This is a genomic window from Amycolatopsis sp. NPDC003676 (assembly GCF_053587275.1).
The window spans coordinates 15,617-29,814 of record NZ_JBSFNS010000103.1 but is presented as its reverse complement, the minus strand read 5'-3'; the positions used below and the strand labels follow the sequence as shown (position 1 = coordinate 29,814).

12 protein-coding genes and 1 pseudogene are annotated in these 14,198 nt (G+C 70.0%); 1 reads left to right on the top strand and 12 read right to left on the bottom strand.

Going from position 1 to position 14,198, the window contains the following annotated elements; translation table 11 throughout:
- Window positions 1-143: 143 nt before the first annotated feature.
- From ACWDNU_RS36575 to ACWDNU_RS36550, 6 genes are all read right to left on the bottom strand, one after another.
- Window positions 144-803: a DUF2567 domain-containing protein gene (locus ACWDNU_RS36575; RefSeq protein ID WP_449672224.1), complete on the bottom strand. Its 660-nt coding sequence runs from the start codon at window positions 801-803 to the stop codon at window positions 144-146.
- A 188-nt stretch (window positions 804-991) separates the two neighbouring features.
- Window positions 992-1,717, bottom strand: a complete 726-nt coding sequence (gene bioD / locus ACWDNU_RS36570; protein WP_449672223.1) for a dethiobiotin synthase — start codon at window positions 1,715-1,717, stop codon at window positions 992-994.
- An 86-nt stretch (window positions 1,718-1,803) separates the two neighbouring features.
- Window positions 1,804-3,978: a SulP family inorganic anion transporter gene (locus tag ACWDNU_RS36565; protein WP_449672222.1), complete on the bottom strand. Its 2,175-nt coding sequence runs from the start codon at window positions 3,976-3,978 to the stop codon at window positions 1,804-1,806.
- Window positions 3,979-4,118: 140 nt separating this feature from the next.
- Entirely contained in the window at window positions 4,119-5,405 is a 1,287-nt protein-coding gene (locus ACWDNU_RS36560) for an adenosylmethionine--8-amino-7-oxononanoate transaminase (RefSeq protein ID WP_449672221.1), read from the bottom strand.
- 45 nt (window positions 5,406-5,450) lie between these two features.
- A complete protein-coding gene (locus tag ACWDNU_RS36555) occupies window positions 5,451-6,680 on the bottom strand; it encodes a cytochrome P450 family protein (protein ID WP_449672220.1) in 1,230 nt (409 codons plus the stop codon).
- Between the two features lie 25 nt (window positions 6,681-6,705).
- A complete protein-coding gene (locus ACWDNU_RS36550) occupies window positions 6,706-7,113 on the bottom strand; it encodes an SRPBCC domain-containing protein (RefSeq protein ID WP_370939232.1) in 408 nt (135 codons plus the stop codon).
- A 53-nt stretch (window positions 7,114-7,166) separates the two neighbouring features.
- Between ACWDNU_RS36550 and ACWDNU_RS36545 the strand changes: the two genes are divergently transcribed.
- The gene (locus ACWDNU_RS36545) at window positions 7,167-7,781 is read left to right on the top strand and encodes a nucleoside/nucleotide kinase family protein (protein ID WP_370939233.1); all 615 of its coding nucleotides are present in this window, start codon (window positions 7,167-7,169) and stop codon (window positions 7,779-7,781) included.
- A gap of 7 nt (window positions 7,782-7,788) precedes the next feature.
- Here ACWDNU_RS36545 and ACWDNU_RS36540 read toward each other — a convergent pair whose 3' ends face one another.
- From ACWDNU_RS36540 to ACWDNU_RS36515, 6 genes and pseudogenes are all read right to left on the bottom strand, one after another.
- Complete coding sequence (locus ACWDNU_RS36540; RefSeq protein WP_449672219.1) at window positions 7,789-8,946, bottom strand: glycosyltransferase family 4 protein; 1,158 nt, start codon at window positions 8,944-8,946, stop codon at window positions 7,789-7,791.
- Window positions 8,947-9,040: 94 nt separating this feature from the next.
- Complete coding sequence (locus tag ACWDNU_RS36535) at window positions 9,041-9,433, bottom strand: hypothetical protein (protein ID WP_449672218.1); 393 nt, start codon at window positions 9,431-9,433, stop codon at window positions 9,041-9,043.
- Window positions 9,434-9,440: 7 nt separating this feature from the next.
- Entirely contained in the window at window positions 9,441-10,088 is a 648-nt protein-coding gene (locus ACWDNU_RS36530; protein ID WP_449672217.1) for an alpha/beta hydrolase, read from the bottom strand.
- 127 nt (window positions 10,089-10,215) lie between these two features.
- Complete coding sequence (locus ACWDNU_RS36525; RefSeq protein ID WP_370939237.1) at window positions 10,216-11,277, bottom strand: C40 family peptidase; 1,062 nt, start codon at window positions 11,275-11,277, stop codon at window positions 10,216-10,218.
- Between the two features lie 428 nt (window positions 11,278-11,705).
- Window positions 11,706-11,928 (bottom strand): annotated as a pseudogene (locus tag ACWDNU_RS36520) (hypothetical protein).
- A 769-nt stretch (window positions 11,929-12,697) separates the two neighbouring features.
- Complete coding sequence (locus ACWDNU_RS36515) at window positions 12,698-14,095, bottom strand: NYN domain-containing protein (RefSeq protein ID WP_449672216.1); 1,398 nt, start codon at window positions 14,093-14,095, stop codon at window positions 12,698-12,700.
- Window positions 14,096-14,198 lie beyond the last annotated feature (103 nt).

Genomic DNA, 14,198 nt, shown 5'->3' with positions numbered 1-14,198 from the left:
TTCTTGATGCCGCGATACCGGTCGTCGTCCGAATAGATCGTCGTGTTCCACTGGTCGTGCGAGCGCATCGTGCCCAGCGCGAGCGTGCCGGCGGCCCACGCAACCATGGGCGCAATGTCGCCGCCAGGCGACGAGCCGAGACCTCACCCCAACCGCCGCCCAAGATCCTCCCGGCCATTCCAAGCCGTCATCAACGCATAAACCAAACAAGTCACCAGCGGCGCGGCCAGCACCACCCACCCGGTCTCGATCCGAGGTGCCTGCTCGATCACCGCCCCCAACGCGGGCGGCGCATCCACCGAATACTTCGAGTTGGCGAACGCAGGCCCCATCTGCGTCCCCAGCCAAGCCGCGACCAACGCCCCACCAGCCGCCGCCACCAGCACCACCGGCCCACGCCGCTCCCGCAGGAACCACACGACGAGCCCGATCAACAGCCCAGTAGCCATCGCCAAAAACCCGAACACCGCGAGATCGTCAAACCGATGCCAACTCTCCAACTCCAACGGCGCCAGCTGACCGTTAGTGCTGATCACCCGCACCCGCTCGGCCGGAGCCAGAAGAGACCACAACCAGCCCATCGGAATCCCCAGCAACGCAGCCGTCGACAACACACTCACCGCAGGCAGAAGATCAGCCTTCACCACCACCCGAGGACGCTGCGGCGGAAACAACACCGGCACCGACCACCCCTCGGCAACCGCCGACGACCGATGCGCCGCCTTTCCCGCGGAATCGACCACCGGGGACTCCCTTCTGTATTTTCTGCCGCGACTTCGTCGCGGCGGAGAAATCGCCTTCATCCGGTTTCTTCCCTCCCGATCCGCTCGGCCCGGGGGGCCGATCGGATCGCTCAGTCCAGAAACCGGGGCGATTTCTCGGTGGGGGCGAGTTGGGGTTTCAAGGTACTTGGCATCAGCCGGGTCTGCGCGGAAGGCCAGGGAGTGTCATGGGTGGTTGAACCGCGGAGCGGTGATTGAGCGCGAGAGCATCAGTTTTGGGTGGAGGCGGCGGCGGTGAAGGCTTCTGGGTCGAATTCGCCGCCGAACCACGGGGACAGGCCCAGGCGGGCCTGTTCGGTGAAGGTCTCGCGATCGGCGGTGCCCAAACCGGCGGGAAGGGCACCCAGCAGAGGGGCGCCAGCGGCAACCGGCAAGTCGCGGAGGTTTTCCAGGGCGGCCAGGTCGGGAGCGGCGGGCCAGGAGCCGATGATGACGCCCACGACGTTCAGGCCCCGCCGGGTAGCGACTTCGGCGGTCAGCGCAGTGGTGTTGAGCGTGCCCAGTCCGGCTTGAGCAACGAGGACCACCGGCGCGCCCAGGGACCAGGCGGCATCCGCCAGCGTGCTCCCCTGTGCGTCGAACCGGACCAGCAAGCCGCCCGCGCCCTCGACCAGGGTCAGGTCGTGCGTGGCGTCCAGCTCGCTCGCGGCGGCGGCGATCTCGCCGGGGCCGACAGTCGGGAGCCCGGAGCGGCGGGAAGCGGCCTCCGGGGAAAGCGGATCCGGGTAACGCCGCAGTTCGCGGATCGTCAGGTCCTTGCCCGCCAGCCGCACCACCTCGGCGAGGTCGCCTGCCTCCCCGGGGAGCACGCCGGTCTGTGCGGGTTTCAGCACCGCGACGCGTTGTCCCTGTGCGAGGGCCAGCGCCGCGATCGCCGCGGTGGCGACCGTTTTGCCGACGTCGGTCCCGGTTCCGGTCATCACGAGCGTCGTCACGAGCCATCAAGATATTGCCGTGCTCCCCGATGTCAACACTCGGGGCTCCCTCGCGCGCACCGGAGGGCACGCGCGAGGGCCCCGAGTCAGCCGGCCGGAGCCGCGGCGGGCGCTCCGGCGGCCACGAACTCCCCCTTCGCCGGGTCGGCGAGATACACCTGCGCCTCGCCGACGTCGAAGTACAGCCCGGTCAGCGCCAGCTCCCCGCGTGCTTCGGCCTCGGCGACCAGCGGATATTGCCGCAGGTGCGTCAACTGCTGCAGGACGTTGTGCAACGCCAGCCGGTCCGGTTCGCGCTCCGGCCGCTCCCCGTCGAGGGTCACCGCACCGGCCCGCTGCCGGCTCGGTTCGGCGTGCACCAGCCAGGTCGCCAGCGCGGTGTCCGCGGGCGGACCGCTGGCCAGCGCGCCCATCGCACCGCACGACGAGTGCCCGCACACCACGATTTCCCGTACTCCCAGCACCCCGACCGCGAATTCGATCGCCGCGTTGGTCGACGGATCGGCCTGCCCCGGCGGCACCAGGTTGCCGATGTTGCGGATGGTGAACAGGTCGCCCGGACCGGACGTGGTGATCAGGTTCGGCACGATCCGCGAATCACCGCAGGTGATGAACAGCGTGTGCGGCTGCTGAGCGTGCGCGAGCCCGCTGAGGACGTCCTTCAGCAGCGGCGCGGCCCGGCGCTGGAATTCGGTCGCGCCCCGGTGCGTGCGCTGCCCGGGAACCCGCACGTCCGCGGCCTGCCAAGCCGACCACGGAGCCAGCCACCTCGGCATCGCGCCGGCCGCCGCGGTGCGCCGGAGCGTCGGGCGGCCCTCCTTGCCCTTGGCGAACCACGGATGCCCGATCTCGTCGACGACCACCGTGCCGCCAGCGCGTTCGTGCGCCTGCTGCCAGGCGGAAAGGCTTTCGAACGCCGCGTGGTCGAGGTAATCGGCGACCAGCTCCAGCGTCACCTTCGACCCCTCCGGAATCGTGCCCAGCACCTTCGTCAACCGCGGCACCGACAGGAACGTCAGCACACCTTCGACGATCACGCGCCATTCGCCGCTGTGCTGCTCGGCATGCACGCCCGACCACACGGTGCGACGCAGCATCAGCAGCACGGCCAGCACGATCCCGGCGAGCACGCCGGTCAGCAGGTCGAACACGACCACTCCGGCGACGGTCACCAGGTAAAGCGGCAGATCCCCATGTCGCAGCACTTGCCGCAGATGCCCGGGATTCACCAGTTTCGCGCCGACGTGCACGAGCAACCCGGCGAGCGCGGCCAGCGGAATCGACTTCAGCACCCCGGCGAGCGCGACCACGAACACCAGCACCCACACGCCGTGCAGGATCGCCGAGGCCCGCGTGCGCGCCCCGGCCGCGACGTTCGTGGAACTGCGCACGATCACGCCGGTGACCGGCAGCCCGCCGAGCGCGCCGGACACCATGTTCGCCGCGCCCTGGCCGATCAGCTCGCGGTTCAGGTTGGCGCGCGGACCGTTCTGCAGTTTGTCGACCGCGACCGCGGACAGCAGGCTCTCGACGCTGGCGATCAGCGCGATCGTGACCACCGCGACCGCGACCTGGCCCCATCCGCCGTCCGGCAGCTGCGGCGCGAAGCGGATCTGCAGCAGATCGCCGGACAGTTCGACGCGCGGCAGCGTCATCCCGGCGGCAAGGGACACGAGCGTCGCGACGGCGATCGCCGCGAGCGGGCCGGGGATTTTCCTGACCGCGGCGGGAAGTTTGGGCCAGGCGAGGAGGATGGCGAGGGTCAGGACGCCGATCAGCGCGGCGGCGTCGTGGTGGGCAGCGATCTGCGCAGGCAGCTGGGCGATGTTCTCCAGCGCCGAACTCTGCGCCTTCCCGCCGAACAGCACGTGCAACTGGCCGAGAACGATCGTGATGCCGATCCCGGCGAGCATCCCGTGCACGATCGCCGGCGAGATGGCCAGCGCCGCCCGCGCGACGCGGCTCAGGCCGAACAGGATCTGCAGCGCGCCGGCGAGGACGGTGATGAGGCAGGTGACCGCCCACCCGAAGGTGGAAATCGTCTCGGCCATCAGCACGGTGAGCCCGGCCGCTGGCCCGCTGACCTGCAGCGGAGAGCCGCCGAGGGCACCGGCGACCACGCCGCCGACGACGGCGGCGATCAGCCCGGCGACGATCGGCGCGCCGGACGCGAGGGCGATCCCGAGCGAAAGCGGGACCGCGACGAGGAAGACCACGAGCGAGGCGGGCACGTCGTGGCGAAGCACGGCAAGTCGTCTCATGATCACCAGGAAACCTGGATCCCTGTGAAATGTCCGCTATGTCCCACTCTATGGAGTGGATCTTTATCGAATTACCCACGATCGGGTTGCGTGACTAGGCTCGAACCACTACGCGCAGCCACGCCTAACCCGAAGTAACCTCAGGCCTTCGCCGCGGCGGCGTGCATCGCCGACGTGACCACCGCCAGGTCGGCCTCGGTGCTGATGTACGGCGGCATCGCGTAGATCAAATCCCGGAACGGCCGGAGCCACGCGCCCTCAGCCGTCACCACCTCGGTCGCGACGCCCATGTCCACCTCGTGATCGAGCTGCAGCACGCCGATCGCGCCCAGCACCCGCACATCCACGACGTGCGGCAGCTCCCGAGCCGGCTCGAGTCCTTGGCGCAGCGCGGTTTCGATCCGGGCCACATCGGACTGCCATTGGCCCTCAGCCAGCAAACCGAGCGAAGCGTTGGCGACCGCCGAAGCCAGCGGATTTCCCATGAACGTCGGGCCGTGCGCGAGCACCGGCAGCTCGCCACGCGTGATGCCGTCGGCGATTTCGGGCGTGCACAATGCGGCGGCCATCGTGAGGTAGCCGCCGGTGAGCGCCTTGCCGACGCACAGCACATCGGGCGTCACGCCGGCGTGCTCGGCCGCGAAAAGCCTTCCAGTACGGCCGAATCCGGTCGCGATCTCGTCGAACACCAGCAGCACGTCGTGCTCACGAGTCAGCTCGCGCAGCGCACGCAGGTAATCGGGATGGTGAAACCGCATGCCGCCCGCGCCCTGCACCACCGGTTCCACGATCACCGCGGCCAGTTCGTCCGCGTGCTGCTCGATCGCCTTCGCCAGTCCGTCCACATAGGACTGATCGACCGGAGTGTCGAAACCGGACGGCGGCGACGGCACGAAAACCTGTTCCGGCAGCACTCCGCGCCACAGCGAATGCATGCCGCCGTCCGGATCGCAGACGCTCATCGGCGTGAACGTGTCGCCGTGGTAGCCGCCGCGCCACGTCAGCAGCCGGTGTTTGCCGGGCAGCCCGCGAGAACGCTGGTACTGCAGGCACATTTTCACCGCGACCTCGACCGAAACCGAGCCCGAATCGCACAGGAAGACGTGCTCGAGCCCGTCCGGAGTCATCTCGACCAACGTCTTCGCGAGCGTGATCGCCGGTTCGTGCGTGAGCCCGCCGAACATCACGTGGCTCATCCGCCCGGCCTGCTCAGCCAGCGCCGCGTCGAGCACCGGGTTCCGGTAGCCATGCACCGCCGCCCACCAGGACGACATGCCGTCGACCAGTTCCCGTCCGTCGGCGAGCTTCAGCCGCACCCCGCTCGCCTCTTCCACGAGGAGAGGCGGCACGCGGCCCGGCATGGGCGCGTAGGGATGCCACACGTGCGCGGCGTCGAGGGCGAGGAGATCGGCAGCACTGGGTTCCACCCGCCGACCCTAACCGGGCAGCGGGCGGAACCGCAGTGACAGCCGCTACGCCCCGTTCAGCCGCACCGGCAGCGCCAGCACGCCGTGCACCAGCGAACTCGGCCGGTAGACGATGTCCTCGGCGGGCACGGCCAGGCTCAGCTCCGGGAACCGCGCCAGCAGCGAGCCCAGCGCGATCTGCGCCTCCAGCCGGGCCAGCGGCGCGCCGACGCAGTAGTGGATGCCGTGCCCGAACGCGAGGTGCCCGCCGGGCGGCCGAGTGACGTCGAGCGTGTCCGGGTCGGGGAACTTCTCCGGGTCGCGGTTGGCCGCCAGCAGCGAAATCTGCAGGAACTCGTCGGTCGGGACGGTGACGCCGCCCGCCTCGATCTCCTCGACTGTGAAGCGCAGGGTCGCGAAGTTGATCGGCCCGTCGAACCGGAGGAATTCCTCGACCGCACCCGGCAGCAAGCTCGGGTCGGCACGCAGTTTCTCCGCCTGTTCGGGCGCGCGCAGCAACGCGAACGTGGCGTTGGCGATCAGGTTGACCGTCGTCTCGTGCCCGGCGACCAGCAGCAGGAACGCCATCGAGACCAGTTCGTCCTCGTCGAGCGAATCGCCTTCGTCGCTGGCGTGCACGAGGTCCGACAACAGGTCTTCGGCCGGTTCGGCGCGCTTGCTCTCGATCAGCTGCTGCAGGTATTCCTGCATCTCCCGCGCCGCCACGGCCTGGGACTCCGGGTCCACGGAGAACGACAGCAGCGTGTGCGACCAGGCGGTGAACTCGCCGCGGTCCTCGACGCGCACGCCGAGCAGCTCGCAGATGACGGTGATCGGCAACGGCTCGGCGAACGCCTGCACCAGGTCGACCTGCTCGTGCTGGGCCATCTCGTCCAGCAGCGAATCGGCGATCTCCTGGATCCGCGGCCGCAGCCGCGCCACGGTGCGAGAGGTGAACGCCTTGTTCACCAGCTTGCGCAGCCGGGTGTGGACCGGCGGGTCGCTGTTGAGCATGTGCCGGGTGAGCAGGTTGCCGAAGTCCGGCGCGTCGATCTCTTGGCCGACCTTCGCCGCGTACACCCGCTGCACTTCGGCGCTGTCCTTGCTGACGCGCGGATCGTTGAGCAGCTCGCGCGCCTTCTCGTATCCGCTGACCAGGTAGGACGGGATGCCGCGCCGGGCGGTCATCGGGCACACCGCGCCGGATTCGCGCCGCCGCGCCAGCCATTCGTGCGGGTTTTGCCAGAATTCCTCGTCCGCCAAAGGAAGTTCCTCGGCGTGTTCGTCGACACTCACTGCTGGGACCCCCAGTGCAGTTCGGTCAGCGTTCGGCCAATGCCGCCTCGACGCGCTCGACCACTTGTTTCCAATATGCCCGCTGTTCGGCCTTCTCCGCCACGTCCGCGAGCTGCTCCTGGCGGATCTTCAGCGTGCTGCGCTTGCCGAGGTCCGCGACTTCGAGCTCCAGCAAGGAATCGTGGTCCCAGTCCGTCGGACGCCAGGTGAGCCGCAACAGGTCCTCGGAATAGCTGCGGATCTCGCCGGTGGTGCCGTGTTCGGTCTCGTATCCGGCCCCGCGTTCGCGCGGCAGCTCGACGCCAGGGCCGAGCCAGATCTCCACTCCGTCCCCCACCAAGAACTCCCATACCCGGCTGCCCGGGTACGGCATCGTGCGGGAAACGGCTGTCTCCCAACCACTCCGCCCGGTCTTGCCCTCCTCGTTGGCCATGCCGCCATCATGGCATCGAGGACCGACGGAAACCGGTGCGGGATCATGCGATCGTGCGCTACCGCCCCATCTCCCCCGACGCCCTCGCCGCCGAGCTGACCGAGCGCGTCGACGCGCTCACCCACCGCAGACGAATCGCGGTCGCGATCGACGGCGCGGCCGGGACGGGCCCGCTCGCCGAGGCGTTGACCGACCCGCTGAAGCTGCTCGGCCGGGCCGCGCTGCGCGTGCCGGCCACCGGATTTTTGCGACCGGCGTCACTCCGTTTCGAGCACGGGAAACAAGATCCGGACGCCCGGTATACCGATTGGCTCGATGTGGGCGGTCTGCGCCGGGAAGTCCTGGACCCGCTGGCCGACGACGGCAGCGGCGAAGTCCTGCCCGCGCTGTGGGACGCCGAACGCGACCGCGCGACCAGGCTGCCGCGCGTCCCGGTCCCCGACCGCGGCGTCGTAGTGGTCGATGGAGAGTTCTTGCTGGGCGCGGGATTGGCGTTCGATTTCGTGGTGCATTTGTGGCTTTCGCCGGGTGCCCTGCGCCGCCGCGTATCCGAAGAATGGGCACTCCCCGCTTACGAACGCTACGAGAACGAAGTCGACCCGAGCGCCCTCGCGGACGTCGTGGTCCGCGTGGACGACCCGCGCCACCCCGCGATTTACGAACCCTGATCCCGGGTCAGCGGACCGCCGCCACCGGATCGCCGTCCAGGAGCGTCGAGAGGCGCTTCGCCATCGTGTCCCACCGCCAGTTCTCAGCGACCCACGAACGGCCCGCCTCGCCCATCCTGCGGGCGCGCACCGGGTCGGACAGCAGCGCCACCAGAGTCTCCGCGAGCTGTCCCGGGTCTCGGCCGTCGACCACGTGGCCGGTCACCTCGTCCAGCACCGCCTCCGGCGCCCCGCCGGACGTGCCCGCGACCACCGGCAGCCCGGTCGCGGACGCCTCCAGATAGACGATGCCGAGCCCTTCCACGTCGAGCCCCTTGCCGCGCGTGCGGGCAGGCATCGCGAAGACGTCGCCCGCGTTGTAGTGCGCGGGCAGTTCCTCCCACGGCACCGAGCCGGTGAAGACCACGTCGTCGGTGACATTGAGCGCCTCGGCCAGCTGGATAAGCCGCTTGCGGTACGGACCTCCGCCGACGAGCAGCAAGGCCGCGCCGGGCGCGCGCTCGCGGATCGCGGGCAGCGCGGAGATCAGCATGTCCTGTCCCTTGCGCGGAACCAGCCGCGAGACGCATACGATCGTCGGCCGATCGCCAAGACCGTGCCGGGCGCGGATCTCTTCACGGCCAGCCGGATCCGGCGCGAAAACCGTGGTGTCGACGCCGCTCGGCAGCATTTCCAGCCCAGCGTGCCGACCAAATGCGGCGGCGAACCGATTGCGGGTGTACTTGCTGACGTACGTGACCACGTCGACGGTCTCGCCGATCCGCCGCAACGCCTGCCGCGAGCCCGGAAGCATCGACCAGCCGACTTCGTGCCCGTGCGTTGAAGCGACGATCCTGCGCGCGCCCGCCTGCCGCAGCGGGTGGCCAAGCAGCGCGAGCGGGGCGGCCGCGCCGAACCAGACGGCCTCACAGCCGCGAGCGCGCATGATCTGCTTCGCGCGACGCAGGACGTCCGGCGTGGGCAGCATCAGCGACGTCGGATGCCGCACGACTTCGAACGGAGCGGCCGCGTCGAACTCGACGTGCGAACCGCTGCTGCGCTCCCAGGACGGCGCGTAGACGACGAGGTCGTCCGCGGGCAGCCGGGTGGCCAGCGAATTGAGGTAATTCTGGATGCCCCCGGGGCGCGGCGGGAAGTCGTTCGTCACGAGCAGGGTCCTCAGCACCCCCGCAGGCTACCGACGGGCGGTTTCGCGGGAGCGGGCCGGTGAAGCGAGAACGCCTTGCCGGGTACTTGCCCACCGGCGAACAATGCGGTGGTTACCGGTCGGAGACTCGGTCATCGCGACGATGGAGTGCGCCGCGTAGCGCGCTCGTGATCCCGCGTTGCAACCTCCGCAAGATCTTGATCGTCTCCTCGTCCGAAAAGCCGGTCGTGACCGACCAGTCGATGCCGGACCCGAACACGTCGCTGGCGAACACGATTTCGGCGGACACCAGCAGCCGTCGCCAGTCCGGAACGCTGAGCGGCTCACCGGCGGAGAGCGCTGCTTGCAGGCGCCGCCCGTCCTCGTACAGACCAGCCAGGCCCTGGAAGCCCATCGCCACCGCGAGTTCCTCGGTGCAATGCGCTGGCCCGCTCCACTCACCCAGTCCACGAGACAGCACGGCGCGCTCGTCGTCAGCCAGCTCGATCGCCACCAGTTCGTTCACCGGCGAATCATGCCCCGAACGCCCACGCCACCATCAGCGGGAACTCTTCGCGCCAGAACGCGCCACCGTGCGATCCGGCTCGCTCGGTCAAGACGACGTCCGCCCCGGCGTCGCGCAACGCGTCCGCCCACCGGGTCGCGTTCTGGAGGAAGAACGGTTCCTGCGTGCCAGCGACGAAATACGTGCGCGGAAGCGTCGGCAGGTCAGCGGGCGGTCGATAACCGCCTCCGGGCGAGGCGCACAAAACCGTGCCGTAGCCGTCCGGATGCCGAAGCCCCAGGGCCAGCGCCAATTCTCCACCGGCCGAGACACCGCACACCGCGGTGCGCTCGGCGGGCAACGCCACTCCGAACCTCGATCGCACCCAGTGGCGGACGTCCCGGCGGAAAAACCTCTCGTGCGCCGAGAATCGCTCCGAATCGAAGCCCGGCGAGTACTCCTGAAGCCGCAGGGTTTCATCGGCCGAGCGGTGCACACCGACGATCATCGTGGGCGGCACATCCGCGGCCTCGAGGTCAGTGCCCCACTGCGAGATCAACTCGCCGTCACCGGCGAACACGACCGCCTCGGGCCGATCCGCCGGGACGTAGACCGTGACCTCGCGACCGCCGTCGTATTCGAAGGTCTCGGTGACCAGTTCGCCCGCGAGCGCCATCGTCGGCTCCTCCGGTCAGGCTCGAAGCCAGCGGATTTCCTCGTCGCCGGTTCGCGGTCGGCCGCGAAACGACACCGGGGCGGCACCGCGTCCTGCGGTGCCGCCCCGGCGAGGCGAGAACGTCCGGTCAGGCGACCCGGCGCGCGCCCACGTACTGGCTCTGCAGCGGCGAGATCTTGACGACGTCGCCGGTGGTCGGCGCGTGCACCATCATCCCGTTGCCGATGTACATGCCCACGTGCGAAACCGGCGTGTAGTAGAACACCAGGTCGCCGGGCTGGAGCTGGCTGCGCGGGACCGGCGTGCCGGTCTGGCTCTGCGCCTGGCTCGAACGCGGCAGCGAGACGCCCGCCTGCTTGTAGGCCCACAGCATGAGACCGGAGCAGTCGTACGAGCTCGGCCCGGTGGCACCCCACTCGTAGGGCTTGCCCCGCTGGCTCAGCGCGGCCTGGACGGCGGCCGCCGCGGCCGGGCCGGCGTTCGCGAGGTCCACCGAGATGTCGCCGCCGGTGTCCTTCTGCGCGTTCCGGTCCGCCTGGCTCAGCGCCGACGTGGTCTTCTTCAGCTCGGCGACCTGGTCGTCGAGCGTCTTCTTCTTGGCCGTGATGTCTTCGGTCAGCTTCGCGGCCGCGTCGCGAGCCGCGGTGGCCCGCTGCGCGGCGTCGGCTGCCAGCTTCTCGGCGGCCTTGGCCTGGTCGACCGCGCCCTGGAGCTTCTCGAGCGCGGCGGCCTTCTGCGACGCGATCTGGTCCAGCGCCGCCGAACGGTCGAGGAACTCCTGCGTCGACGTGCCCGCCAGCAGCGCGGACAGCTTGTTCATCTGCACGCCGGACAGGAACGACGCGTTCGCGAACTTGTCGACGTCGACCTTGTACTTCTTCTCGTTCTCGGCGGCCTGCGCGGAGAGGTTGTGGGCGTTGCCCACGTCTCCGTTGGCCTTGTCGAGGTCGCCTTGGCGCGCGGACAGGTCGTCTTTGGCTTTGAGGAGGTCCTCGTTCGCCTTCTCCGCCTGCGCCGCGAGGTCGCGGTACTTGGCGAGAGCGTCCGAACCGGAGTCCGGCGGGGCCTGGAGGACGGGGAGGGGGGAAGCGGCTGCGGTGCCCGCTGGCTGCGCCGCGGTGACGATAGCGATCACCGAGGCGGCCGCGAGGGCGCCTGACACCACGCGCTTGACTGGATGCGACTGCACGGCCGCGCGGGTCTCCTTTGCTCGTCGGGCCGCCGTGGCCGGAACCCCGGCGCGGAAGAGGTCGGGGGCCCTCTTCGCACACGCTGCCCGTCCGCGTTCCGGCCGTCGTGTTCCACAACAGCTTTTCCGCGCACGGTGGTTGGTTCCAGCTCTGACTCCCCGACAAAGCCGAACCGGCGGCGATCCCGCGTCGCCGTCGTCCGACAGCTGCCTGGCGCGAGATCTCGGCCAGGTTACGAAAAGACCGTCGGCGCGTCCACCGGGCCCCCCGTAAAAACTCTCCGTAGTCCGGCGAAACACCATCGGACCAGCAAGGCAGTTCAATGTGACTTAGACCACAAGCTGCGGCAGCACAAACGGCCCTCTCCGTTACTTACCGTTTACCGCACCGAGGCGACCGCTCGGCGAGTCAGTGTCACCCACTGGTGTCACGCCGACCTACTGTCGGTCTCCGGAACCAGGCGCAGCCGCGGCACCATCCCCGCCTCGGCGAGCGCGTCGACAGCTCGCCGTTCGTCCGCGTCCCAGACGAGCCCGACCGGGCGGCCCGAGCAGCACGCTGACCACGCAATCGGCACACGCCGCCCCGCGCACCGCACACCGGTCGCAATCGACGACGAACGTGTCGATGTCCTCGACCGCGACGTCCACCGCACCAGCCGGACGCCGCTCTTCCTGGTGGGAGGTAACGGGTTTCGCCCGCTTCGCGCTCCGCGACGCGCCCGAGCGCCGCCGCGTCGAGCGCCGGGATCGGGCAAGATCGGCAGGCTCACCCGCACCCGCCGGGTCGTCGGCCTCCGTCTCGTCGAGCGCACCAGGCCGCGCCCGCTCCGGCACGGTTGGCGAGCCCACAGCATCAGCTCCTGTTCCCGGCCGCGTCTCTGCTTGCCCCTCGGCATCCGACAGCGGCACCGGCTCGCCCACGCCAACTGAACCCGCGGCATCAGCCGCTTCCTCTGCTCCCGGTAGCGTCCCCGCGCCGATCCCCTCGCCAGGCCGCCGCAAAGCAACAGCCGTCCCATCAGCGCACCCGCCGGAACCAGCCGAAACGCCGCTTTCCCGGCGCGCCTCCAAATCCCGGTCCCGCGTGGCCGGACTCACCTCAGTGGCAAGACTCACCGAAGAACCCGCCCCGCCCGGGTGACCGCCCCGGTCCGGCGGCCGAGACCGCTGAGCCGCCCCGCCGTCGACACCGGCGCCCCGATCCCCCGGACCCGCCGCGAAGCGAACTTCTCCGCTGACCTCAGCCGAGCCCTCCGCACGCACGCCGTAACCGGCCCCGAACCGCTCCTGCTTGTTCTCGCTCATCGCTGAGCCTCCGTTCCTCCGAGAAGTCCCCGGACCGGTTCCGGGAATCGCCTCGGGAACAAACGGTAGGAAGCACCACCGACAATTTTCGGGGCCTGCACGTCGGGCAGGGTCAGACTCGACCCAATCGGCTGACGAGCACGGCCGACGGAGCGGGGTGCGCACCGGCCGCGCGGACCGAATCCGCGACCGCCCGGTCGGACGTCGCGACGACCATCGGACGGCCCTTCGGCTCGGCCGCGACCAGGGACCGGATCACGTCGTCGGCGAGCACCCCACGCTCGGAGAACAGCACTCGCACCCCGCGCGGCACGGCGGCGGGCACCGACAGCACGCCGGCCCCGTCGAAGACCACCGTGACCTCCGCCGACGTGCGCGCCGCCAGCGCCGAGAGCTGATGCACCAGCCGATCTCGCTGGTCGGCCAGCGCCAGCTCCGGATAACCCGTTTTGGTGACGTTGTAGCCGTCCACGATGAGATGGACGTTCGGCAACGCCAGATGCCGGTCGAGCGCCGTGACGTCCTGGATCCGCCCGCCAGGGCCGAGCCCGGACCGCGCGCCGCTCACCATGTCGGCAGGGCGCGCGCCGCGGTCGCCCAAAGCGAGTTCACGACGCAAGCCGTGCACGGCACCGTCGATGGTGTCCACCAGCAACGCCAGCCGGACCTCGTCGGCCTCCCTGGCCTCGCGCGCCGACTGCCGGGCCATCTCCGCGTCCGCGACCGCCCGTTCAGCACGGGCTCGTTCGGAAGCGACCCGGCGGCGTTCCCGGTCGAGCTGCACGTTCAGCGTCTCGATCTCGCGTTGCCGCGTCGCTCCCCCGTCGGCCAGCTCGGTCCGTGCCGCCTCGGCCGCGTCCTTGGCCTGCCGCAGCAGCACGCCCTGCTCACGCAGCCGGCGCAGCAGCTTCTCGACCTCGGCCTCGCGTTCGCCGCGCACGCTCTCGACCGCTCCGCGCGCCTCTTCCAACTCAGCGCGCAGCTCGGCGAGTTCGGCTTCCAGACGTTGATTCCGGGCCAGCGCCGCGTCCCGCTCAGCGCGCAACGCGGTTTCTTCGGCGTTCTTCGCGACCAGCCGCACGCGTCCGGCCGCACCGGATTCACCGAGCAGGACCGCGGCGGCAGCGGCCGCGACGGAGTCCGAAACGTTCGGGTCGAGTGCGTCTGTCCGGTGCTCGCGCAGCCATTCCAAGACCGCGGTACGGAACTGCGCGGAATCCCCCAACGCGGTCAGCAGCGCCGTGCCGCCGAGCTTCGCGCGCTTGGCCGGAGCGAACTTCGCGACCGGCCGCAGCTGCCTCGGCACGTCCGCGACCGGCAGTTTCGCCACCGCGGCCGCAGCCAGTTCGGCGATGCGCTCGCGCACCGCCTCCGGCAGGTTCGTCCACGACGACGGTTCCGGACACGTCCCCGTTTCCGGGACCGCGACGTCCTCCTCCGCCCGCGCCGGAACCGCCGAGGGGCCGACGGCCTCCGCGGCTTCTTCCGGTTCGACGGGCTGAGGGTGCATTGGTCCAGGGTAGGCCCCACCGCCGGATCCCGCGCCGCACCGGCCCGTTCCGCTGGTCACCATCGGGCCACGGGCGGCGCGCGCGAAGATTGTCGGTGGTCGG